Source organism: Ramlibacter monticola (genome assembly GCF_016722785.1).
GTDB lineage: Bacteria > Pseudomonadota > Gammaproteobacteria > Burkholderiales > Burkholderiaceae_C > Ramlibacter > Ramlibacter monticola.
Genome location: NZ_JAEQNE010000001.1, coordinates 1,373,646 through 1,395,165, shown reverse-complemented (window position 1 = coordinate 1,395,165; position 21,520 = coordinate 1,373,646). Strand labels below are relative to the sequence as shown.

General features: G+C 69.7%; 14 protein-coding genes. 4 read left to right on the top strand and 10 right to left on the bottom strand.

Features of this window, described 5'->3' with window-relative positions:
* Nucleotides 1-19 precede the first annotated feature (19 nt).
* From pepN to JJ685_RS06710, 9 genes are all read right to left on the bottom strand, one after another.
* Nucleotides 20-2,662, bottom strand: a complete 2,643-nt coding sequence (gene pepN / locus JJ685_RS06750) for an aminopeptidase N (protein WP_201673414.1) — start codon at nucleotides 2,660-2,662, stop codon at nucleotides 20-22.
* Nucleotides 2,655-3,329, bottom strand: coding sequence for an HAD family hydrolase (locus JJ685_RS06745; RefSeq protein ID WP_408015452.1), 675 nt, complete (start codon nucleotides 3,327-3,329; stop codon nucleotides 2,655-2,657). Before JJ685_RS06745 ends, pepN begins: the two co-directional genes overlap by 8 nt.
* 71 nt (nucleotides 3,330-3,400) lie before the next feature.
* Nucleotides 3,401-4,505 (bottom strand): peptide chain release factor 2 gene (prfB, locus tag JJ685_RS06740; RefSeq protein ID WP_201673412.1). Its coding sequence is split into 2 segments (ribosomal slippage): nucleotides 3,401-4,423 and nucleotides 4,425-4,505, totalling 1,104 coding nucleotides; the frame shifts between segments, so codons are not numbered across the junction.
* 32 nt (nucleotides 4,506-4,537) lie between these two features.
* Nucleotides 4,538-5,689 carry a hybrid sensor histidine kinase/response regulator gene (locus JJ685_RS06735; RefSeq protein WP_201673411.1) on the bottom strand — a complete coding sequence of 384 codons (1,152 nt, stop codon included), beginning with the start codon at nucleotides 5,687-5,689 and terminating at the stop codon, nucleotides 4,538-4,540.
* Complete coding sequence (locus tag JJ685_RS06730) at nucleotides 5,689-6,270, bottom strand: chemotaxis protein CheB (RefSeq protein ID WP_201673410.1); 582 nt, start codon at nucleotides 6,268-6,270, stop codon at nucleotides 5,689-5,691. Before JJ685_RS06730 ends, JJ685_RS06735 begins: the two co-directional genes overlap by 1 nt.
* Nucleotides 6,267-7,097, bottom strand: coding sequence for a CheR family methyltransferase (locus tag JJ685_RS06725; RefSeq protein WP_330901707.1), 831 nt, complete (start codon nucleotides 7,095-7,097; stop codon nucleotides 6,267-6,269). The genes JJ685_RS06730 and JJ685_RS06725 overlap by 4 nt, the downstream gene beginning before the upstream one ends.
* A 91-nt stretch (nucleotides 7,098-7,188) precedes the next feature.
* Nucleotides 7,189-10,644: a response regulator gene (locus JJ685_RS06720; protein WP_201673409.1), complete on the bottom strand. Its 3,456-nt coding sequence runs from the start codon at nucleotides 10,642-10,644 to the stop codon at nucleotides 7,189-7,191.
* Between the two features lie 100 nt (nucleotides 10,645-10,744).
* On the bottom strand, nucleotides 10,745-11,674 hold the full coding sequence (locus tag JJ685_RS06715; protein ID WP_201673408.1) for an SEL1-like repeat protein: 930 nt from the start codon (nucleotides 11,672-11,674) through the stop codon (nucleotides 10,745-10,747).
* Between the two features lie 133 nt (nucleotides 11,675-11,807).
* Nucleotides 11,808-12,731, bottom strand: coding sequence for an alpha/beta fold hydrolase (locus JJ685_RS06710; protein WP_201673407.1), 924 nt, complete (start codon nucleotides 12,729-12,731; stop codon nucleotides 11,808-11,810).
* 26 nt (nucleotides 12,732-12,757) lie between these two features.
* Between JJ685_RS06710 and JJ685_RS06705 the strand changes: the two genes are divergently transcribed.
* Entirely contained in the window at nucleotides 12,758-14,509 is a 1,752-nt protein-coding gene (locus JJ685_RS06705) for an acyl-CoA synthetase (protein WP_201673406.1), read from the top strand.
* A 17-nt stretch (nucleotides 14,510-14,526) separates the two neighbouring features.
* Here the strand turns inward: JJ685_RS06705 and JJ685_RS06700 are convergent, their stop codons facing one another.
* Entirely contained in the window at nucleotides 14,527-15,372 is an 846-nt protein-coding gene (locus JJ685_RS06700) for a universal stress protein (RefSeq protein WP_201673405.1), read from the bottom strand.
* Between the two features lie 151 nt (nucleotides 15,373-15,523).
* Here JJ685_RS06700 and JJ685_RS06695 point away from each other — a divergent pair, with 151 nt between their 5' ends.
* From JJ685_RS06695 to JJ685_RS06685, 3 genes are all read left to right on the top strand, one after another.
* Nucleotides 15,524-16,801: a hypothetical protein gene (locus JJ685_RS06695; protein WP_201673404.1), complete on the top strand. Its 1,278-nt coding sequence runs from the start codon at nucleotides 15,524-15,526 to the stop codon at nucleotides 16,799-16,801.
* Nucleotides 16,802-17,222: 421 nt separating this feature from the next.
* Entirely contained in the window at nucleotides 17,223-19,049 is a 1,827-nt protein-coding gene (locus JJ685_RS06690) for a multicopper oxidase family protein (protein WP_201673403.1), read from the top strand.
* 621 nt (nucleotides 19,050-19,670) lie between these two features.
* Nucleotides 19,671-21,500 carry a multicopper oxidase family protein gene (locus JJ685_RS06685; protein WP_201673402.1) on the top strand — a complete coding sequence of 610 codons (1,830 nt, stop codon included), beginning with the start codon at nucleotides 19,671-19,673 and terminating at the stop codon, nucleotides 21,498-21,500.
* Nucleotides 21,501-21,520: the final 20 nt, after the last annotated feature.

Below are 21,520 nucleotides of genomic sequence, written 5' to 3'. Positions count from 1 at the left end.
GTTCTCCGTCCTTCCGAATTCATTCGGCCAGTGCGCGCGAAACCACCTCGCGCACGTCGTTGCTCAGGTCCGGCCGGGCGGCCACGCGGGCGATCGCCTCGCGGGCGGCGCTGCGCAGGGGCTCGGCCAGCTTCCTCCAGCGGTCGAGGGCGCGCGCCAGGCGCGCGGCCACCTGCGGGTTGATCGCATCCAGCTCGATCACGCGCTCGCTCCAGAACACGTAGCCGGCGGCGTCGCTGCGGTGGAAGGCGCCGGGGTTGCCGCTGCAATAGCTGAAGATCACGCTGCGCGCGCGGTTCGGGTTGCGGATGTTGAAGTCCGGGTGGTGCATCAGCTGCTTGACGATCGGCAGGATGTTGCCGCCGCGGTCCGGCGCGCCGGCCTGCAGCGCGAACCACTTGTCCAGCACCAGGGCCTCGTCCTTGAACAGGGCGTGGAAGCGCTGCAGCGCGGCGGCCGCCAGCTCGTGGCCGCTGATCACCAGCGCGGCCAGCGCGTTGAAGCGGTCGGTCATGTTCGACGCGTCCTTGAAGCGCTGGTAGGCCTTGCCCGGCCAGACCGGGTCGCCGTTCCTGCGCGCGGCCAGGCACAGGTGCGTGAGCGCCAGGCCGGCGAGCGCGCGGCGGCCGCCGGACACCGGGTCGGGGCGGAAGGCGCCGCTGTCCCTGTGCGTCTCGTAGGCCCATTCCCAGTCGGCGTACAGCGCGGTGGCGAGCTGCTCGCGCATCGCTTCACGCACCGCGTGGATGCGCTGCGGATCGACCACCTCCAGCTGCTCCGCGATGTAGGTCTCGGCGGGCAGCGTCAGCACCAGCTCCTTGAAGGCGGCGTCGAGCTGCGGGTGGCGCAGCACGCTGCGCATCGCCTCGATGAAGGGCGCATCGAGCTGCATGGGCGCGTCGCCGCGCAGGCAGGCGAGGGCGCGGCCGGTGGCCAGGCGCTGCGCCGCCTCCCAGCGGTTGAACGGATCGCTGTCGTTGGCGAGCAGCGCCAGCAGCTGGCGGTCGCTGAAGTCGTACTCCAGGATCACGGGCGCGCTGAAGCCGCGCAGCAGCGAAGGGACCGGCTCCTCGGCGTAGCCGGGGAAGGTGAGGGTTTCGCTCTGGGCGGTGAGCACGTGCATGCCGCTGGTGAGCTCGCGGCCGTCGGGCGCCAGCAGGCCCAGGGCCACGGGGATCACGAAGGGCTCCTTGTCCGGCTGGGCCGGCGTGGGCGGGCAGGACTGCGACAGCGTCAGCGAGTAGATGCCGGAGACCGCGTCGAAATTCGTCTGCACCCGCACGCGGGGCGTGCCGGCCTGGCTGTACCAGCGCTTGAACTGCTCCAGGCGCTGCGCCAGCTGCGATTCGGGGTTGGCGTCGGCGATGGCCTGGGCGAAGTCGTCGCAGGTCACGGCCTGGCCGTCGTGGCGCTGGAAGTAGAGCGACAGGCCCTTGGCGAAGCCTTCACGGCCCACCAGGGTCTGCATCATGCGCACGACCTCGGCGCCCTTCTCGTACACCGTCACGGTGTAGAAGTTGTTGATCTCCAGGTACTGGTCGGGGCGCACGGGGTGGGCCATCGGGCCGGCGTCCTCGGGGAACTGCGCGGTGCGCAGCACCCGCACGTCCTCGATGCGCTTCACGGCGCGGGCCGAGGCGTCGCCGGCCAGGTCCTGGCTGAACTCCTGGTCGCGGAAGACCGTGAGGCCCTCCTTCAGCGAGAGCTGGAACCAGTCGCGGCAGGTGACGCGGTTGCCGGTCCAGTTGTGGAAGTACTCGTGGCCGACCACCGATTCGATGTTGGCGTAGTCGGTGTCGGTGGCGGTGGCCTGGTTGGCGAGAACGTACTTCGTGTTGAAGATGTTCAGGCCCTTGTTCTCCATCGCGCCCATGTTGAAGTCGCTGGTGGCGACGATCATGAAGCGCTCGAGGTCGAGCGGCAGGCCGAAGCGGGATTCGTCCCAGGCCACCGAGGCCATCAGCGAGTTCATCGCGTGCTCGGTCTTGTCCAGGTCGCCGGGGCGCACGAACACCTGCAGCAGGTGGTCCTTGCCGCCCCGCGAGGAAATGCGCTGCTCGCGGCACACCAGCTGGCCCGCCACCAGCGCGAACAGGTAGCAGGGCTTGCGGTGCGGGTCCACCCACTTGGCGTAGTGGCGGCCGTCTTCCAGCTCGCCCTGGTCGACCAGGTTGCCGTTGGACAGCAGCACCGGGTAGCGCTGCTTGTCCGCGCGCAGCGTGACGGTGTAGCTGGCCATCACGTCCGGCCGGTCGAGGAAATAGGTGATGCGGCGGAAGCCCTCGGCCTCGCACTGCGTGAAGAAGGAATCGTTGCTGACGTACAGGCCCATCAGCTTGGTGTTCTTCGCCGGCGCGCAGGTGGTGAAGATCTCCAGCTCGAAGGGCTCGTTGCCGTCCGGCAGGTGCTCCAGCACCAGCTGGCCGTCTTCCATCTTGAATGAGGTTCCCTGCCCGCCCACCAGCACGCGAGCGAGGTTCAGTTCCTCGCCGTCCAGCCGCAGGGGCTGCGGCATGACGTCGGGATTGCGGCGCATGCGCATGCGATTGAGCACGCGGGTCTTGGCCGGGTCCAGGTCGAAGCACAGTTCCACGGAATCGATCCAGAACGCCGGCGGCTGGTAGTCGGCCCGGTGGATCACCTTGGATGTCCCTTCACGCATGGAGGCTCTCCAGAAAATCGTTGTTCATCAGTTCTTGGTAGTTCCGGGCCTGCGCGATCACGTGCGGCCCGGCGAGTTCTTCCGGGGAATGGGTGGTGCAGACGGCCACCGCGCGCATGCCGGCGCGCCGAGCCGCCTCGATGCCGAACGGGGCGTCCTCGAACACGATGCATTCCGCCGCCGGCGTGTGCACGCGGCGCGCCGCTTCCAGGAACAGGTCGGGTGCGGGCTTGCCGGCGAGGCCCTCGTCGCCGCCGACGATGGCGTGCGGCGGCTGGGCGAGCTCGAGGCGTTCGAGGGCGAAGGCGATGTTGGTCCTGTCGCCCGCCGTCGCCACCGCGATCTTCAGCCCGCGCTGCAGCGCCTGTTGCGCGAACGCCCGGAAGCCCGCCACCTCGCGAAACTCGCGCGCGAACACCTCGCGATAGATCGTTTCCTTCTCGGCGATCAGCGCCAGCGCGCGCGGCTCCCCGACCTCCGGTCCGAACAGCTCGCGGATGCACTCCACGCCGGTGCGGCCGGTGGTGCGGCGCAGGACCTCGGCGACCGGCATGGCGATGCCGTGCCGGCGCGTGAAGGCCTCCCAGCTGCGCGCATGGGCGGGCATGGAATCGACCATGGTCCCGTCCATGTCGAAGAGCAGGGCGCGCGCGGGAAGGGCCCCCACGCTCGTCACTTCGTGTACTTCGCTGCCCCCCGAGGGGGCCTTCGAACCCAGGGGCGGCCCGTCGGTTCTCATCACACGCCCTGCTTCAGCGAGGCCTCGATGAACGTGTCGAGGTCGCCGTCCAGCACCTTCTGCGTGTTCGAGATCTCGACGTTGGTGCGCAGGTCCTTGATGCGGCTCTGGTCCAGCACGTAGCTGCGGATCTGGTGGCCCCAGCCGACGTCCGTCTTGGAGTCCTCCAGCTTCTGCTGCGCCTCCATGCGCTTGCGCATCTCGAAGTCGTACAGGCGCGAGCGCAGCCGCCGCCACGCGACGTCGCGGTTGCTGTGCTGGCTGCGGCTGTCCTGGCACTGCACCACGATGCCGGTGGGCATGTGCGTCAGGCGCACCGCCGAATCGGTCTTGTTGATGTGCTGGCCGCCGGCGCCGGAGGCCCGGTAGGTGTCCGTGCGCACGTCCGCCGGGTTGATGTCGATCTCGATCGAGTCGTCGATCTCCGGATAGACGAACACGCTGGCGAAGCTGGTGTGCCGGCCGCCCGAGGAGTCGAAAGGCGACTTGCGCACCAGCCGGTGCACGCCAGTCTCCGTGCGCAGCAGGCCGAAGGCGTAATCGCCCTCGATCTTGATGGTGGCGCTCTTGATGCCGGCGACGTCGCCCGGCGTCTCGTCCTCCACCGTGTACTTGAAGCCCTTGCGCTCGGCGTACTTGATGTACTGCCGCAGCAGCATGGAGGCCCAGTCGCAGGCCTCGGTGCCGCCGGCGCCGGCCTGCAGGTCGAGGAAGCAGTTGCTCGGGTCGGCCGGCTGGTTGAACATGCGGCGGAACTCGAGGTCCTTGACGATGTCCTCGAGCTTGCGCGTCTCGGCCTCGATGGTCTGGAGGCCGGCCTCGTCGCCTTCCTCCTTGCTCATCTCGTAGAGCTCGAGGTTGTCGGACAGCTCGCGCTCCAGGTCCTGGATCACCAGGACCACGCCATCGAGCTGCTTCTTTTCCTTGCCCAGTTCCTGGGCCTTCTTGGGATCGTTCCAGACCGCGGGGTCTTCCAGCGCGGCGCTGACGGTTCTCAGGCGCTCCGACTTGGCATCGAAGTCAAAGATACCTCCGGAGATCGACGGTCCGAACCTGCAGGTCCTGCAGGGTGGTGCCGATGAGGTTGATGCGTTCTGCGTCCATTTGGGATGTTCCTTGGGAAACCGCGCATTTTCTCACGCCGCCTGCCGCGCAGGCTCCTGCGCGCGGACGGGCAGCGACAGCACGAATTCCGCCCCTTCCCCGGGGGTGCTGCGCACCTCCAGCCGGCCCTCGTGGGCCTGGGCGATCTGCCGGGCGATGTAGAGGCCCAGCCCCAGGCCGGGCACCTGGTTCGTGCCTTCGGCGCGCTCGAACTGCTCGAAGATGCGCTCCTGGTCGGCCGACGCGATGCCGAGGCCCTGGTCGCGCACCGACACGAAGGCCTCCGCTTCCTGCTCCCGCTGCCCCACGGTCACGGCCACCGGCCTGCCGCGGCCGTAGCGCAGGGCGTTGGTCAGCAGGTTGATGATCACCTGCTCGATGCGGAATTCGTCGCCCACGACGGGCAGCGCCTCGGGCGCGGCGATGGTGATCGCGACGCCGGCGCTGGCGGCCTGTTCCTGGATCGCCGCCACCACCTCCCGGCTCGACAGGGCGAGGTCGAAAGGGGCCGGGACCATCGCCAGCCGCCCCGTGCGGACCCGCGACACGTCCAGCATGTCGTCGAGCAGGCGCACCATGCTGCGGATCTGGCGCTCGTCGCGCTCCACCATCTTCAGCATGGTCGGGGCGTCCAGCCCCCTGGGCCCGCCCAGCATGCGCCGGCGCAGCTGCGTCTGCAGGTAGACCGAGTTGAGCGGATTGCGCAGCTCGTGCGCGATCATCGACATGAAGTCGTCGCGCATGGCCACGGCGCGCTGCAGCTCCGCCTTGGCGGCCTGCAACTCCTGGCGCTGGCGGAACAGCTCGACGAACACGCTGACCTTGCTCCGCACCGCCACCGGGTCCAGCGGCTTGTACAGGAAGTCCACCGCGCCGCTCTCGTAGCCGCGGAAGGCGTAGTTCAGGTCGCGGGCGGCGGCGCTCACGAACACGATGGGGATGGCGCGCGTGCGCTCGGTGCCGCGCATCAGCTCGGCCAGCTCGAAGCCGTTCATGGACGGCATCTGCACGTCGAGGATCGCGAGGGCGAAGGCGTGCTCCAGCATGAGGGACAGCGCCTCCTCGCCGGAGCGGGCGCTAAAGACGCGGCGGCCGGGTTCGCGGATCAGCGCCTCCAGCGCGACCAGGTTTTCCTGCAGGTCGTCGACCAGCAGGACGTTGGCGTCGGGGATGGGATCGGTCATCAGCGAATCGCAGTGTGCAGCAGCTGCCGCAGTCCTGCCAACGGCAGCACGTAATCGGGTTGGACCAGGCGCAGGGCCGCGGTCGGCATGGTCGGATAGGAAGCGTCGTGGGGGTCCTGCACGGCGGTGGTGCCGCCATGTCCGGCGATCCGCGCCAGCCCGCAGGCACCGTCCTCGTTGGCCCCGGTCAGCAGCATGCCGAGGACCCGGCTGCCCAACGAGTCGGCGCAGGATTCGAACAGCACGTCGATCGAAGGCCGCGAGAACAGCACCGGCGGCTCGCAGCTCAGCGAGAAGCTGCGGTCCGCCTCGACGAGCAGGTGGTAGCCGGCCGGCGCGACGTAGATGTGCCCGGGCCGCACCGGTCCGTGCGGCTGCGCCTCCGCCACCGGCACGCCCGCGCGCATGCTGAATACCTCGACCAGCCGGTTGGGGTGGCGTTCGGCCAGGTGCAGCACGATCGCGATGCTGGCCCGCATCGGCGGCAGCAAGCCATCCAGCAGGGTGAGCAGCGCGTCGACACCGCCGGCGGAGGCGCCGATGGCCACCAGCTCGGGGGCAGGGACCGGCTTCGCCGTCACGACAGCTCCGCGCGGCGCCGGTACAGGCGCTCGGAACGGCTCACCGGCTCGAAGGCCCCGGCGAAGGCCGAGAAATCCAGCGTCTCCCTCGAGCCCAGCCCGAGGAAGCCGCGGTGGGCCAGCGACTCGTGGAACAGGCCGAGCGCCCGGTCCTGCAGCCCGCGGTTGAAGTAGATCAGGACGTTGCGGCAGGAGACGAACTGCGTCTCGGCGAACACCGCGTCGGTGGCCAGGCTGTGGTCCGCGAAGGTGATCGCGTCGCGCAGCGACTTGTCCATCAGCGCGCCGCCGTAGGCCGCGGTGTAGTAGTCGCCGAAGCTGCGCTCGCCGCCCGCCTGCTGGTAGTTGCGCGTGAAGCCCTGCATGGCGTCGAGGGCGAAGATGCCCTGCCGCGCCTTTCCCAGGGAGGCGTGGTTGATGTCGGTCGCGTAGAGGATGGTGCGTTCCAGCAGCCCTTCCTCGCGCAGCAGGATGGCCATGGAGTAGGCCTCCTCGCCCGTGCTGCAGCCGGCAACCCACACCTTGAGCGAGGGGTAGGTGCGCAGCACCGGGGCAACATGCCTGCGGATCGCGAGGAAGTAGCCGGGGTCGCGGAACATCTCGCTCACCGGCACGGTGAGGTACTGCAGCAGTTCCGCGAACTGCCCGGGGTCGTGCAGCACGCGCTCCTGTAGCGCCGAGATCGAGGGCGCCCCCATGCGCTGCTGCGCCTGCCGCACCCGCCGCTGCAGCGAGGCCTGCGCGTAGTCGCGGAAGTCGTGGCCGTAGCGCAGGTACACCGCCTCGACCAGCAGGCGCAGCTCGATGTCCGCCACGCCGGAGCTCACTGGGTAACCTCCCCCAGGCTCCGCACTGCGTGCTCCGCCTCCGCCCTCCGCAAGCGGAGGGGGCGAGCGCCTTCGGGCGGCCGTGCGGCGCTCATGCTCGTTCCAGCTTGGGCATCCACACGCGCATCAGCGAGAACAGCCGCTCCAGTTCGATCGGCTTGGCCAGGTAGTCGTTGGCGCCCGCCTTGAGCGCCTTCTCCTGGTCCTCGCGCATCGCCTTGGCGGTCACGGCGATGATCGGCAGCTTCTGCCAGCGCGCGTTCTTGCGGATCTCGTGGGTGGCGGTGAGCCCGTCCATCTCCGGCATCATGATGTCCATCAGCACGAGGTCGATGCCGTCCGGGTCCTGCTCCAGCTTGCGCAGCGCCTCGACGCCGTTGCGCGCCACCTCCACCTCCGCGCCCTTGTGCTCCAGCGCGCTGGTGAGCGCGAAGATGTTGCGCATGTCGTCGTCCACCACCAGGATGCGGCGCGCCTCGAAGGCCTTGTCGCGGCTGCGCGCCGTGCGCAGCATCTTGCGCCGCTCGGAGGACAGCTGGTTCTCCACCTTGTGCAGGAACAGGGTGACCTCGTCCAGCAGGCGCTCGGGAGAGCGGGCGCCCTTGATGATGATGGAGTGCGAATAGCGCATCAGCTCCGCCTCCTCGTCGCGCGTGAGGTTGCGGCCGGTATAGACGATCACGGGCGGGAAGGAGCGGCTCTCGCCGGCGGCCATGCGGCGCAGCAGTTCCTGGCCGCTCATGTCCGGCAGCTTCAGGTCGATGATCATGCAGTCGAACACGGATCCGGACAGGGCCCGCAGCGCCTCGGCGCCTTCGGCGACCGCCACGATCTCGATGTCGCTGTCGCCGATCAGGGCCTTGACGCTGTCCTGCTGGCGCGGGTCGTCCTCCACCAGCAGCACCCGCTTGAGCTTCTGGCTCAGCTTGGCTTCCAGGCGCGAGAACACCTCCTTGAGCTGCTCGCGGGTGGCCGGCTTGTGCGCGTAGCCGATCGCGCCGAGCTGCAGCGCGGTCTCGGCGTAGTCCTCGACGGAGATCACGTGCACCGGCACGTGCCGCGTGCGCGGGTTCTCCTTCAGGTGCTGCAGCACCGCGAGTCCCGAGTCGTCGGGCAGCTTCATGTCCAGCAGCACCGCGTCGGGCCCATGCTCGGTGGCCAGGCGGCAGCCTTCGTCGCCGTGGTGCGCCACGAGGCAGCGGTAGCCGAGCTCGTGCGCCAGGTCGAACAGGATGTGCGCGAAGCGTTGGTCGTCCTCGATGACCAGCACCGTGCGGCGGCCGTCGGCCGGCCGCTCGCGGTCGTCGGGAAAGGAGGGCGCCGCGGCGGGCGCGGGCCTGGCGCTGGCGGCCGGGGAGGGCGCCGGCGCCGGCGCGGGCGTCGCCAGGCTGCGCGGGGGCTGCGCCAGCGCCGGCCGGTACTCCCGCGGCAGGGTGACGGTGAAGGTGCTCCCCTCGCCCGGCGCGCTGGCCACGGCGATGTCGCCCCCCAGCAGCCGCGCGAGGTCGCGCGAGATCGACAGGCCCAGCCCGGTGCCGCCGTACTTGCGGCTGGTGGTGCCGTCGGCTTGCCGGAAGGCCTCGAAGATCACTTCGTGCTGCGCCGGGGCGATCCCGATGCCGCTGTCGCTGACCTCGAAGGCGACCGCTCCGGGACCGGCGGCGCGCACCCGCAGCGTGACGCTGCCGCGCTCCGTGAACTTGACGGCATTGGCCAGCAGGTTGCGCAGGATCTGCTCCACGCGCTGGCGGTCGGTGTGCAGGGTCTGCGGCAGGTCCTCCGCCCGTTCCAGGCGCAGCTCCAGCCCCTTGCGCGCGGCCAGCGGTTCGAACATGGTGCGCAGGCCTTCGCACACGGAGGCGATGGACGCAACCTCCGGCCGCACTTCCAGCTTCCCGGCCTCGACCTTCGCGATGTCGAGGATGTCGTTGATCAGGTTCAGCAGGTCGTTGCCGGAGGTATGGATCGAGTCCGCGAAGCGGACCTGTTCCTCGGTCAGGTTGCCCTCGGCGTTGTCGGCCAGCAGGCGAGCGAGGATCAGCGAGCTGTTCAGCGGCGTGCGCAGCTCGTGCGACATGTTGGCGAGGAACTCGGACTTGTAGCTGCTGGCGCGCTGCAGTTCCTCGGCGCGTGCCTGCAGCGCTGCCTGTGCCTCGCGCAGCTGGTCGCGCTGGGTCTCCAGCCGCAGCGCCTGCTCGGCCAGCTGCTCGTTGGTCTGCTCCAGCTCGGCCTGCTGGCTTTCCAGGTGCGCCTGCGATTCCTGCAGGGCGCGGGACTGCTCCGCCAGTTCCTCGTTGGCCGTGCGCAGTTCTTCCTGCTGCGTCTGCAGTTCCTCGTTGAGCTGCTGGGTGCGCGCGAGCGCCTCCTGCAGCCGCTGGCGATAGCGCGCCGATTCGATCGAGGACCCGAGGATGCTGCCGATGCCGCGCACCAGCTCGCCGTCGCGCGCTTCCACGGGACGCATCCAGCCCAGCTCCAGCACGCCGGCGAGGCGGCCTTCGTGTTCCACGGGCGCCAGCAGCACCGAGCGGACCGTCGCCTCGCCGAGGCCGGAGCTGACGCGCAGGTAGTCGCGGGGCAGGTCGGCGAGCTCGATCTGCGTGCGCTGCGATGCGCACTCGGCCACCAGCGTGCGACCCTCCGCCACCCACTCGCCGGGCGCGCCGGCCCCGGCCGGCCAGCCCCAGGTGGCGGCGAGGCGCAACCCGCCGGGTTCGGGGATGTACAGCGCGCCCACGAGCACCCCGAGGTACTGCGCCAGCGACTCCAGTGCCGCGTGGCCGACGGCGCGCAGCTCCTGCTCGCCGGCCAGCCGGTCGGTGAGCCGCGACTGCCCCTCGCGCAGCCAGGCCTGGGCCTGCAGCGCCTCGGCCTGGCGCTGCTGTTCCTGCAGCGCCGCCTCGTAGGTCGACGACAGGCCGAGGAGGTCGCGGCGCCCCCGCCAGGCGAGCAGGCCGCCGATGGCCAGCATGAACAGCACGAAGGCTGCCGCGGTGGCGATCGCATTGCGGTTGGCCGCCGCGATGCGCTCGGCGCGGTCGCGCCGCTCGTGGCGGACGAAGTCGTCGAACTCGCGCCGCACCTGGTCCTTCAGGTCGGCGCCTTCGGAGGTGGAGATCTCGCCGTCGGGGTTGCGGCGCTTGCGCGCGATGCGGTCGCGCGCGTACTCGCCCCAGGCCGCCTGCAGGCCGGTGATGCGCTTGAGCCGCTCCAGCTGCTCGGGGTTGTCGCGCTCGGCCTGCCGCAGCTGCTCCATTTCCGTCGTCCACGGCTTGGCCGCGCGGTCGTGCTGTTGCAGGTAGCGTTCGTCCTGGTTCAGGAGGAAGCCTCGCACGCCCGACTCCATGTCGAGATCGTGGCGCTGCACGGCCGACGCGTGGGACAGCAGTTCGTCGCTGCGCTGGACCTCGCCGATGGCGGCGGCCAGGTAGGCGAGCAGGCCGAGGAACACCACCGCGCTCAGCACGCCTAGCAGGAGCGGCAGCGCGACGTTGCGGGTGAGGATGCGGCGGAAGGTGCCGGGTGCGTGGGGGCTGGTGAACGGCATGGCGGCCGGCCAGTGTGCCGGAAACACGCTCGGCCATGGGGGCGCGCGCCATGCAGAAGGGGCCCGGAGGCCCCTTGTGCGAAGAAATAGGCGGAAGGGCTTAACGCGCGGTGGCGGCGCCCAGGCGGGCCTGCGCCGTGCGGCTGCCCAGGGTGGCGGCGCGCTGCAGCCAGCGCACGGCCTGGTTCGGGTCCTGCTGCACCGTCGCGCCTTCGAGGTAAGCGATGCCGAGGAAGTAGCTCATTTCCATGCGGCCGAAGCGGATGCCCTCGTCGGTCGACTTGCCGGAACGCTTGACGATCATCGGCACGTCGCCCTTGCCGTCGGCGAAGGCCTGCATCTGGTCGATCGTGCGGGCGAAGAAGCGGTCGCGCGCCTGCGCGGCCTTGTCCTTGTCGGGCATGGTGCCCACCAGTTCGTCCGCCAGCACCGGCAGCACCTCGAAGGGCGTCATGCCGCCGCGCATGCGCGGGGAGTACCAGGCGCGCAGCATGGCCTTGTCGAGCGGCATCAGGCCGTCGACCTTGGCCGGGAAGTAGCTCAGGACCGTCTTGCCGGCCGGGTGGCCGCGCACGCCCATCACGTGCATGGACTCGTGGTAGGCGCAGCGCCAGGCATCGCGGTTGCGCATCTGCATGGCGGCGGAATCGATGCGGGTCTCGGTCTGGAAATTCAGGTAGGTCACGCAGGGCTGGTTGTCTTCCAGCATGTTGTCGGGCGTGATCTCGATGCTGACGTTGGCGACCTGGGCGGCGTCGGCGCGGTCGCTCACGTCGATCACCTTCACGCCGGCTTCGATGCCGGCGTCGCGCAGCGCCTGCAGGGTGTGCTGCTTGTGGGCGTTGACGTTGACGCCGAAGATGCGGACCTTGATGTCCTGTTCCCAGCGGACGAGGCGCGTGGGCGTGCCGCTCTGGTGCCAGAGCACTTCCCACATCGTGCTCATCCCCTGCTCGAACTCATCGGCCTGGGCGAGGCACGGATTCATCACCACAGCCGCCAGCAGGGCAGCGACACCCGACTTCCACATCGAGAGACCCCTCTATCGAAGAATCCCGACTATGGGGTAGGACGCCTCCTACGGCAAGGGGTGTTACGAACGATTGGTTGCACGCCCAGCAGCAGCTGGAAAATTTCACGTTTTTGCGCGGGGCTGCGCAGCGTCACCGGGGGTTTGTGCTAGGGGCGTGGAGGAATTCCTCGATCAGTTTCGCGAGCGCGGCTGGCTGGTCGTGGTGCAGCATGTGGCCGGCGTCCGCGACCTGGCCCATGCGCACGTCGGACACCGCCTTCAATCGTTCGTGGTATTCGGCCAGGGTGTAGCGGCCCTTCCACCAATGGCCGAGGCTGTCGTCGCTCGCCTCGACGCTGAGCACGGGTGCCGTGATCCGGCGGTACACGGCCAGGACCTCGTCCACGCGGTAGAGGCTGGCATTGACGATCTTGTGCGCCGGGTCGCCGAGCACGCGCCAGCGTCCGTTCGCGTCCTGGCGCGCCCAGTGGCCGGCCAGCCATTCGGCTTGCCCGCGCGGCAGGCGCCGGTTGTTCTTCATCAGGCGGCCGGCCACGCCGTCCAGCGTGTCGTAGGCGTTCAGGTCCAGCTCGCCGCGGTGGCAGGCCTTGAGTTCGTCGATCCACTTCGCGTAGCGGCCGGGCGCCTGTTCCGCGACGGTGGCCGGCATGCCGAAGCCTTCCAGGTTCACCAGCCGCCGGATGCGCTGCGGCCGCACGCCGGCGTAGAGCATCGCGATGTTGCCGCCCATGCTGTGGCCTACCAGGTCCACCGGGCCCTCGCCCGCGTAGCGATCGAGCAGGAAATCGAGGTCGGCCAGGTAGTCGGGGAACCAGTAGTTGTCCGCGTGCGGGACCTCGGTGAGGCCGTAGCCGCGCCAGTCCGGCGCGACCACGAAGCGCTCGCGCGCGAAGGCATCCACCACGAACTGCCAGGAGGCCGAGACGTCCATCCAGCCGTGGACCATCACCAGGGGCGGTTCGCCGGGCTGCGGTTCGCCCCAGGTGCGCACGTGGTAGCGCAGGTTCCGGATCGGGACAAACTCGCTGCGGGAGGCTCGCTTCGGTTGGTACATTCGGCCGATCATAAGGAGGGTGCAGCATGGAGCGCCGTCAGGGCCGCGACAACTGGGCCGCCATGCACGGCGGCTTCCGCTGGCAGGTGCCGGATTCCTTCAACATCGCGCAGGCCTGCTGCGGCCGCTGGGCCCGGGAGGCGGATGCCGGGGAGCGGGTCGCCATCGTGGCGCACGGCGCGGGCCGGGTGCTCACCTTCGCGCAGCTGCAGCAGGAGGCGAACGCCATGAGCAACCTGCTGCTGGGCCTCGGCGTGCGGCGCGGCGACCGGGTCGCGATCGTGATGCCGCAGCGCTTCGAGACCGCGGTCGCCTACATGGCGGTGTTCCAGCTCGGCGCGGTGGCCATGCCGCTGTCCATGCTGTTCGGCCCCGACGCGCTGGAATTCCGCCTGCAGGACAGCGAGGCCGTGGCCGCGATCTGCGACGAAAGCTCGATCGCCAACCTCGCGCAGGTGCGAGCGCTGTGCCCCTTGCTGCGCACGGTGGTCGGCGTAGGTGGCGCGGCGGCGGAGGCCGACATGGGCTGGGAGGCGCAGCGCGCCGGACTGCAGCCGGAGTTCGCGCCGGTGCCCACGCGGGCCGACGAGGGCGCGGTCCTGATCTACACCAGCGGCACCACGGGGCCGCCCAAGGGCGCGCTCATCCCGCACCGGGCGCTGGTCGGCAATCTCTCCGGCTTCGTCTGCAGCCAGAACTGGTTCGGCTTCGATCCGCGGCGCCCCGGGTCCGGGAGCGACGCGATCTTCTGGTCGCCCGCCGACTGGGCGTGGACCGGCGGCCTGATGGACGCGCTGCTGCCCTCGCTCTACTTCGGCCGGCCCATCGTGGCCTGCAGCGCGCGCTTCCATCCGGAGACCGCCTTCACGCTGCTGCAGGAGCACGGCGTGACCCACACCTTCCTGTTCCCGACCGCGCTGAAGGCGATGATGAAGGCGTACCCGCAGCCGCGCGCGCAATTCGATCTCAAGCTGCAGGCCGTCATGAGCGCGGGGGAGGCAGTCGGCGACGCGGTGTTCGCCTATTGCCGCGACCAGCTGGGCGTGACCGTCAACGAGATGTTCGGCCAGACCGAGATCAACTACGTGGTCGGCAACTGCGCGATGAATGGCCGCACCCAGGAGGGCACCGGCTGGCCGGCCCGCCCCAACAGCATGGGGCGGCCGTATCCGGGTCACCGGGTGGCGGTGATCGACGACGAGGGCAGCGAATGCCCGCCCGGCATGACGGGCGAGGTGGCGGTGCATCGCCTCGACGTGCACGGCGACCCCGACCCCGTCTTCTTCCTCGGCTACTGGAAGAAGGACGACGCCACGTGGCGCAAGTACACCGGCGACTGGTGCCGCACGGGCGACCTCGCCACGCGCGATGCCGACGGCTACCTCTGGTACCAGGGCCGCGCCGATGACGTGTTCAAGGCGGCGGGCTACCGCATCGGGCCGAGCGAGATCGAGAACTGCCTGGTCAAGCACCCGGCGGTGGTGAATGCCGCGGTGGTGCCCAAGCCGGACCCGGAACGCGGCGCGCTGGTGAAGGCCTACGTGGTGCTGGCCCCGCACGTCGCGGAAGCGCGTGCGATCGCCACGCGCGGCAGGGAGAGCTTCGACGCCGCGCTGATCGCCGAACTGCAGACGCACGTGAAGGACAAGCTCGCGCCCTACGAGTACCCGAAGGAGATCGAGTTCATCGACGCGCTGCCCATGACCACCACGGGCAAGGTGCAGCGGCGCGTGCTGCGGCTGCAGGAGGAGGCGCGGGCGCGGGCCCGCGCGCACTGATCCGCCCGTCGAGGCTCCTAGTGCATCATCAGCACGGGCAGCGTCATCGACTGCAGGATGGTGCGGCTGGCCCCGCCGAGGATCCACTCGCGGGCGCGGCTGTGGCCGTAGCAGCCCATCACCAGCAGGTCGGCGCCGAGATCGAAGGCGCGTGACAGCAGCAGCTCGCCGATCTGCTGGCGCTCGGCGCCGGCCCGGTCCCAGGTGAAGCGCACGCCGTGCGCGCCGAGGTAGCGCTCGAGGTCCAGCGGCTGGCCGCCGACCGGCGCCGGCGTTTCCTCGCCCCAGCTCAGCACGTGGACCCGCTTCGCCTGGCGCAGGAAGGGCAGGGCGGCCGTCACCGCGCGCGCCGCTTCCGGGGTTTCCTTCCACGCGATCGCGACGGTGCTGCCGATGGCGGCCGGCGCGCCGATGTGCGGCACGACCAGGGCCGGGCGGCCGCAGGCCAGCAGCACGGACTCGACGAAGTCCGCCGGCACCGACGCCGCGTCCTCGTCCGCGGGATCGCGCTGCCCGAGCACCAGCAGGTCCGCGAACAGGGCCTGCTGCGCGAACGTTTCGGTGATTGGAACGCGGCTGGTCTGGGCCCAGGCGGCCTCGGTGCCGGAAGCGCGCCGTGCCTCGTCGAACACCTTGCGCGCCTGGCTGCGGCGGCGCTCGTCGATCTCCGCCAGCGAGGCGGACAGGCCCGGCCCGCCGATCGCGGGCGCGTAGGGCAGTTCGGCGAAGCCCGGGGTCGCGGCATAGAGGGCGGTCACGGAAGCGCGCAGGTTCTTCGCGACCGTGTTCGCGGCTGCGAGGCGGCGCGCGGCGGCGAGCGTGGGGTCGAGGTGCACGAGGATCTGGCGGAGGTCGGCCGGCACGGTATCTCCTTTGCAAAGGATGGTTCGACGGTAGTGCGGCGGCCGGTGCCGGTATTGACGGGCCTCAACGGAACGCCGTAGGAGCGGTCTGTCCCCGCGATGCCCTGCCGTCCCGCCTGCCGGGGGTCGCCGGCCCGCTACCTTTCCCGCCATGGCAATGAACTGGCAGAAGGGAACCCTGTTTGCGCTGGGGATCGTCGTCGGTGTCGGCGCGGGCGTGGGTGGCGTGCTCGGCTGGCGGGGCGGCGACGCGCCGTCGGCGCCGCCGGCGGCGGCTCCGACCACGCGCACGATGGGCGCCGCCCCGGCAGCGCCTTCGGCCGCGGGGGCGCCCTCGGCCGCGGCCGCCGCGGCAGCCGGCGAATGCGACCAGAAGCCGATCCTGGGCCGCAAGGGCGAGGAAGACGGGCATGCGAGCCTGCAGGCCAGGCCGGCCGGCGCCAGCGACAGCGAGGTGGCCTCGCTGATCCTCGGCGGCAAGGAGGCTGCGGCCGCGGGCCGGCAGCGCGATGCCGAGACCGCCTTCCTCAACGCCTGCCGCAACGCCGCCCTGCTGCAGGGCGACGGCGTGCCGCTGGCGGATGCGATGTACCAGCTCGCGCGCCACTACGCCAACGCCGCCGCCTTCGGCGCCCAGCCGGCGAAGGAATTGTTCGAGCGGGCCGAGCGGCTCTACAGCGCCAGCCTGCAGGCCTATACCGCGCGCTACGGTGCCTCGCACGAGAAGACCCGCTTCGCCCAGGAAGGGCTGAAGACGGTGCAGCAGGTGACCGGGCGCAGCGGGCCGGTGCCGACGCTCGCCCGGGCGGTTCCCGCTCCCGCGCCTGCACCGGCGCCGCGGGTCTCAGCGGCGCCGGAGCCCGCGCCCGCAACAGCCGCTGCGCCGCCGGCTCCGGCAACGGCCGCGGCGCCCACACCGGCGCCCGTGACGCCACCCGCGGCGGCTGTGACGCCGCAACCCGTGCCTACGCCTGCCGCCACGGCGACAAAGCCTGCGGCAGACTCCACACCCGAAAAGGTCGCCGCCAGACCGAGGCCGGCGCAGGTGACGCCCCGCGCGTCCGAGGCCGCCCGCGAACACGAGCGCGCGAAGCCGCCTGAGCAGGACCTGGCACGCGCAGCACCCGAGCCGCGGCCCAGGCGCAGCGAACGTCCTCGCGCGAACTCCGTGGAACCCGTGCAGGCGCCGGAGCCCCGGTCGCCGGCGGCGGCCCGCGACGAAGCGCCGTCGGTGGTCGCCCAACCGCGCCGGGTCGCACCGCCGCCCGAGCCGCGGGCGATCGACGAGGTGCCCGCCCCGCGGACCCGCGAACTGCCGCCGCGCATCCGCGAGCCCGAGCCGGCCAGCGAACCGCTCGCCAGCCCCGGCGTCGCCAGCGGCAGTTCGAACGCGCCGCCGCCGGCGGAGAGCGCTTCCGAAGAGCCTTGACAGGCAGCGGCTTGCATCCAGCGGGCCTTGGGCCCGCTTCTTGCACTTTTCCCTCGTCTTCTTCGTCTGCGTCTGGAAACCGTTCTCCCTTCGTCGTCGTCCTTCGTTCAATGGAATGTTTTCTCGATCAAGCTTAAGAGCGTCTTAACAATAAAAAGGATTTTGAAATCGGATCGTTTTCTCGTTCGCTTTTGGAAGTAAGGGGAAGCCCCAACCAATGTTGAATTCGCCCCCGCAGGCGGGGAATTATCGCCCGCCCTCGGGTGAATTTCCCCATAAGGCAGGCACCTAAGTGCCCCCTCGCGGCACCTCCGTTCTCCCTCGTAAGAAGCACAAATAAGTTGCGACGCGGTGGGCGGGCACGCTTGATGCGCTTGCCCGCTTCGCGCACCTTTGCGCGAACGACGAGGAAGAGGACGAGATGATTGCAAGACGACAATTCCTGGGCGTCGGCAGTGCTGCGGCCGCCAGCCTGCTGGTTCCCATGGGTCTGCTGCCACGGGCGGCGCGCGCCCAGTCCGTGGCCCTGCTGGATCCGCTCACGCAACCCCGGTTCGTGAATCCCCTGCCCAATCCGCTGGCGCCCAAGTACCACTTCTTGCCCACCGGCATCGACGGGGCTTCCGGCCTGCCGCTGTTCGAGATCAAGGCGCAGCAGATCCGCCACGACGCCGGCCTGGTGGACCCGGTGACCGGCGCGCGGCTCACGCACACCGCGTGGGGCTACGGCACCGCGCTGCAGCCCGCGCTGTACCCGGGCTATACCTTCGAGCTGCCCAAGGGCCTGGCCGTGAAGGTCCGCTACTCCAACGCGCTCAACGGCGTCACCTACCCCGCGGACGTGCCGCTGGACCAGACCCTGCACTGGGCCGACCCCCAGAACAACGGCTCCCTCCCGGGCGTGCCGTACACCGGCCCCGTGCCGCTGGTTGCGCACCAGCACGGCGGCGACACCGCGTCGCTCAGTGACGGCCTGCCCGATGCGTGGGCCACGCCGAACAACGAGATCAAGGGACGCCTGTTTAACCCGCTGTACCAGTACGACAACTCGCAGGAAGCCACCCAGCTCTGGTACCACGACCACGCGGTGGGCGCCACGCGGCTCAACGTGTACATGGGTCTGGCGGGCAACTACTTCATCCGCGACGCCAACGAACTGTCGCTGAACCTGCCGAAGTACCCGTACGAGGTTCCGCTGCTGATCCAGGACCGCACCTTCCTGTCGAACGGCGAACTGTTCTACGCCGCGCAGGACCCGGAGACGCCGGACCTGCCGGTTCCCACCCACCTGCCCGAGAACTTCGGCAACACGATCCTCGTGAACGGCGTGGCCTGGCCGGTGCTGGACGTGGAGCCGCGCAAGTACCGCTTCCGCGTCCTGAACGGTTCGGACTCGCGCGTGTACGACATGACCCTGTCCAACGGCATGGCCTTCACGCAGATCGGGTCCGACCTGGGCCTGCTGAATTCGCCCGTGGCGGTGCAGATGCTGAGCGTCGCCCCCGGCGAGCGCTGCGACGTGATCCTCGACTTCGCGCGCATGGCGGGGCAGACGATCATCATCAACAACACCGCCAACGCCCCCTATCCGGGCGGCGACCCGGTCGATCCGGCAACCACGGCCCAGGTGATGGCTTTCCGCGTCTCCTTGCCGCTGTCCGGCGTGGCCGACCCGAAGATCCCGGCCAACCTGCGGCCGCTCTCGGGGCCCGTGCCAGTGCTGAAGGCCCCGGTGCGCACGCGCAAGATCCTGCTGTTCGAAGGCACCGACACGCTCGGCCGCCTGCAGACCATGGCCGGCATCGTGGATGCCACCCGGCCGAACCTGAACGGCACGCTGGTGTTCGACGACCCGATCACCGAGAACCCGAAGGTGGGGGACACGGAGGTCTGGGAGTTCTACAACACGACGGCGGATGCGCACCCGATCCACATGCACCTGGTGGACTTCCGCATCCTGAACCGGCAGGCGTTCACCGGCACGATCACGCCGAAGACGAACAGCGACGGCTCCGAGGGCGGGGTGCTCGACGAGCGGAGCATCAAGCTCCTGGGCAAGCCGCGCGTCCCGCCGGCCAACGAGCAGGGCAAGAAGGACACCGCCAAGATGTTCCCGGGCGAGGTCACGCGCGTGATCGCGAAGTTCAACCGCCCCGGCGAGTACCTCTACCACTGCCACATCCTCTCGCACGAGGACCACGAGATGATGCGGCCCTACTTCGTGGGGCCGATCCCGCCCGGCCGCTGATCGGCGCGCCGATTCTCATCGTGGCATCGGAAGGGCCCGGCGGGCCCTTCCTCCCGGGTGCGGCCGGAAGGCTTCACTTCGCCCGACGAACTGCCGGCGCAGCAGCGCCGCCTCGCCCAGGGGACTGAAGGAAGCCGCTGGCGCGGACAACCGCGCGCCGGAACCCAGCGGGGCCGCCTCTCCTCGAGGCGCCCTGAGAGGCATTCACGTTCGCATCCGCGGGCCCGGCACGCCGGGCCCGCTTTTTGCTGTTTTTGCTTCATCTTCCTCGCGTTCTTTCGGCAATCGCTCTTCTTCCTTTCCGCGCTTCCTCGCGCTTCATGATCAAGGCAACTTAAGGGGACATTAACGACAGAGAAGACTTTCGAGATCATTCGTTTTCTCATTCGCTTCAAGCCATCGCAAAGGCGGCTGCGTCGAGCGGTTATTTCTCCCCGCCATTGGGGAAGTGCTTACCCGACAGCGGGTAGAAATACCCAATGGAGTTGCAAATAACGCCTGGCGAGAAGTATTGTTTCCCCTCGTGAACCGCCCTCGGAAAGGGTGGAGGCCACCCCGGCACGCTTGATGCAACGGGGCCGGCACGCGCACTACAGCGCGATAACGAGGAAGAGGAATCCAATGATCGCGAGAAGACAATTCCTGGGGCTGGGAGGCGGCTTCGCGGCCGGCCTGCTGCTCCCGACGGGACTCATGGCCAAGACGGCGCGGGGGCAAGTCTCGCCGCTGCTGGACCCGCTGAAGCAGCCCAAGTTCGTCAACCAGCTGCCCAATCCCCTGGCCCCCAGCTACATCTACGCTCCCACGGGCATCGATGCGGCATCCGGCCTGAACCTGTACGAGATCACGGCGCAGAAGATCACGCACAGCGCCGGCCTGGTCGACCCGGTCACCGGGACGGCCCTGAGCTTCACGGCCTGGGCCTACGGCACCGCGAACCAGCCGCCCGTCTATCCGGGCCGCAGCTTCAACCTGCCGAGCGGCACCGGCGTCAAGGTGCGCTTCCGCAACGGGCTCGACCCCGCCACCGATACGTATCTCCCTGACGTGCCCGTCGACCAGACCCTGGACTGGGCCGATCCGCTCAACGGCGGCAACCCCGCCAACGCGGTCTACACCGGCCCCGTGCCGCTGGCGGCGCACCAGCACGGCGGGGACACCGAGTCCCTCAGCGACGGCCTGCCGGATGCCTGGTCCACCTTCGACAACCGGCGGGGCCGGCTGTTCCAGGACCTCTACACCTACGACAACACGCAGGAAGCCACGCACCTCTGGTACCACGACCACGCCGTGGGCGTCACGCGCCTCAACGTGTACATGGGCCTGGCCGGCAACTACTTCCTGCGCGACGCCAACGAGGCCGCCCTGCAACTGCCCGCGTATCCCTACGAGGTGCCGATCTGCATCCAGGACCGCACCTTCCTGTCCACCGGCGAGCTGTTCTACGACGCGGTGGACCCGGCCAATCCGCTGGCGCCGGTGCCGACCCACCTGCCCGAGAACTTCGGCAACGTGATCCTGGTGAATGGCGTGGCCTGGCCGGTGCTGGACGTGGAGCCGCGCAAGTACCGCCTGCGCGTGCTGAACGGCTCCGACTCGCGCGTCTACGACATGACCCCCTCCAACGGCATGCCCTGGGTGCAGATCGGTTCCGACCTGGGGCTGCTCAACGCCCCGGTGGCGCAGCAGACGCTGAGCGTGGCGCCGGGCGAGCGTTGCGACGTGATCCTCGACTTCGCCGGCATGGCGGGCCAGACGATCGTCATCCGCAACAATGCCAAGGCGCCTTATCCGAGCGGCGCGGCCGTGGACCCGAAGACGACGGGCCAGATCATGGCCTTCCGGGTCTCGCAACCGCTGTCCGCCATCCCGGACCGCCCGATCCCCGCGAACCTGCGCCCGCTGCTCGGCCCGGTGCCGGTGCTGGCCGCCCCGGTGCGCACGCGCAAGATCCTGCTGTTCGAAGGCACGGACACCGCTGCCCGCCTGCAGACCATGCTGGGCATCGTCGATGCCACCCGGCCGACGCTGAACGGCACGTTGGTGTACGGCGACCCGATCACCGAGAACCCGCAGGTCGGGGACACGGAGATCTGGGAGTTCTACAACACGACGGCGGATGCGCACCCGATCCACATGCACCTGGTGGACTTCCGCATCCTGAACCGGCAGAAGTTCAGCGGCACCATCGCGCCGAAGACCAACAGCGACGGCTCCTCCGGGGGCGTGCTGGACGAGGCGAGCATCAAGCTGTTGGGCCGGGCGCGCGCACCGGGGGCCGAGGAGGCGGGGAAGAAGGACACGGCCAAGATGTTCCCGGGCGAGGTGACGCGCGTGATCGCGAACTTCAAGCGCCCCGGCGAATACGTCGTGCACTGCCACATCCTCTCGCACGAGGACCACGAGATGATGCGGCCCTACTTCGTGGGCCCGATCCCGCCCGGCCGCTGAACGGCACGCCGATTCTCATC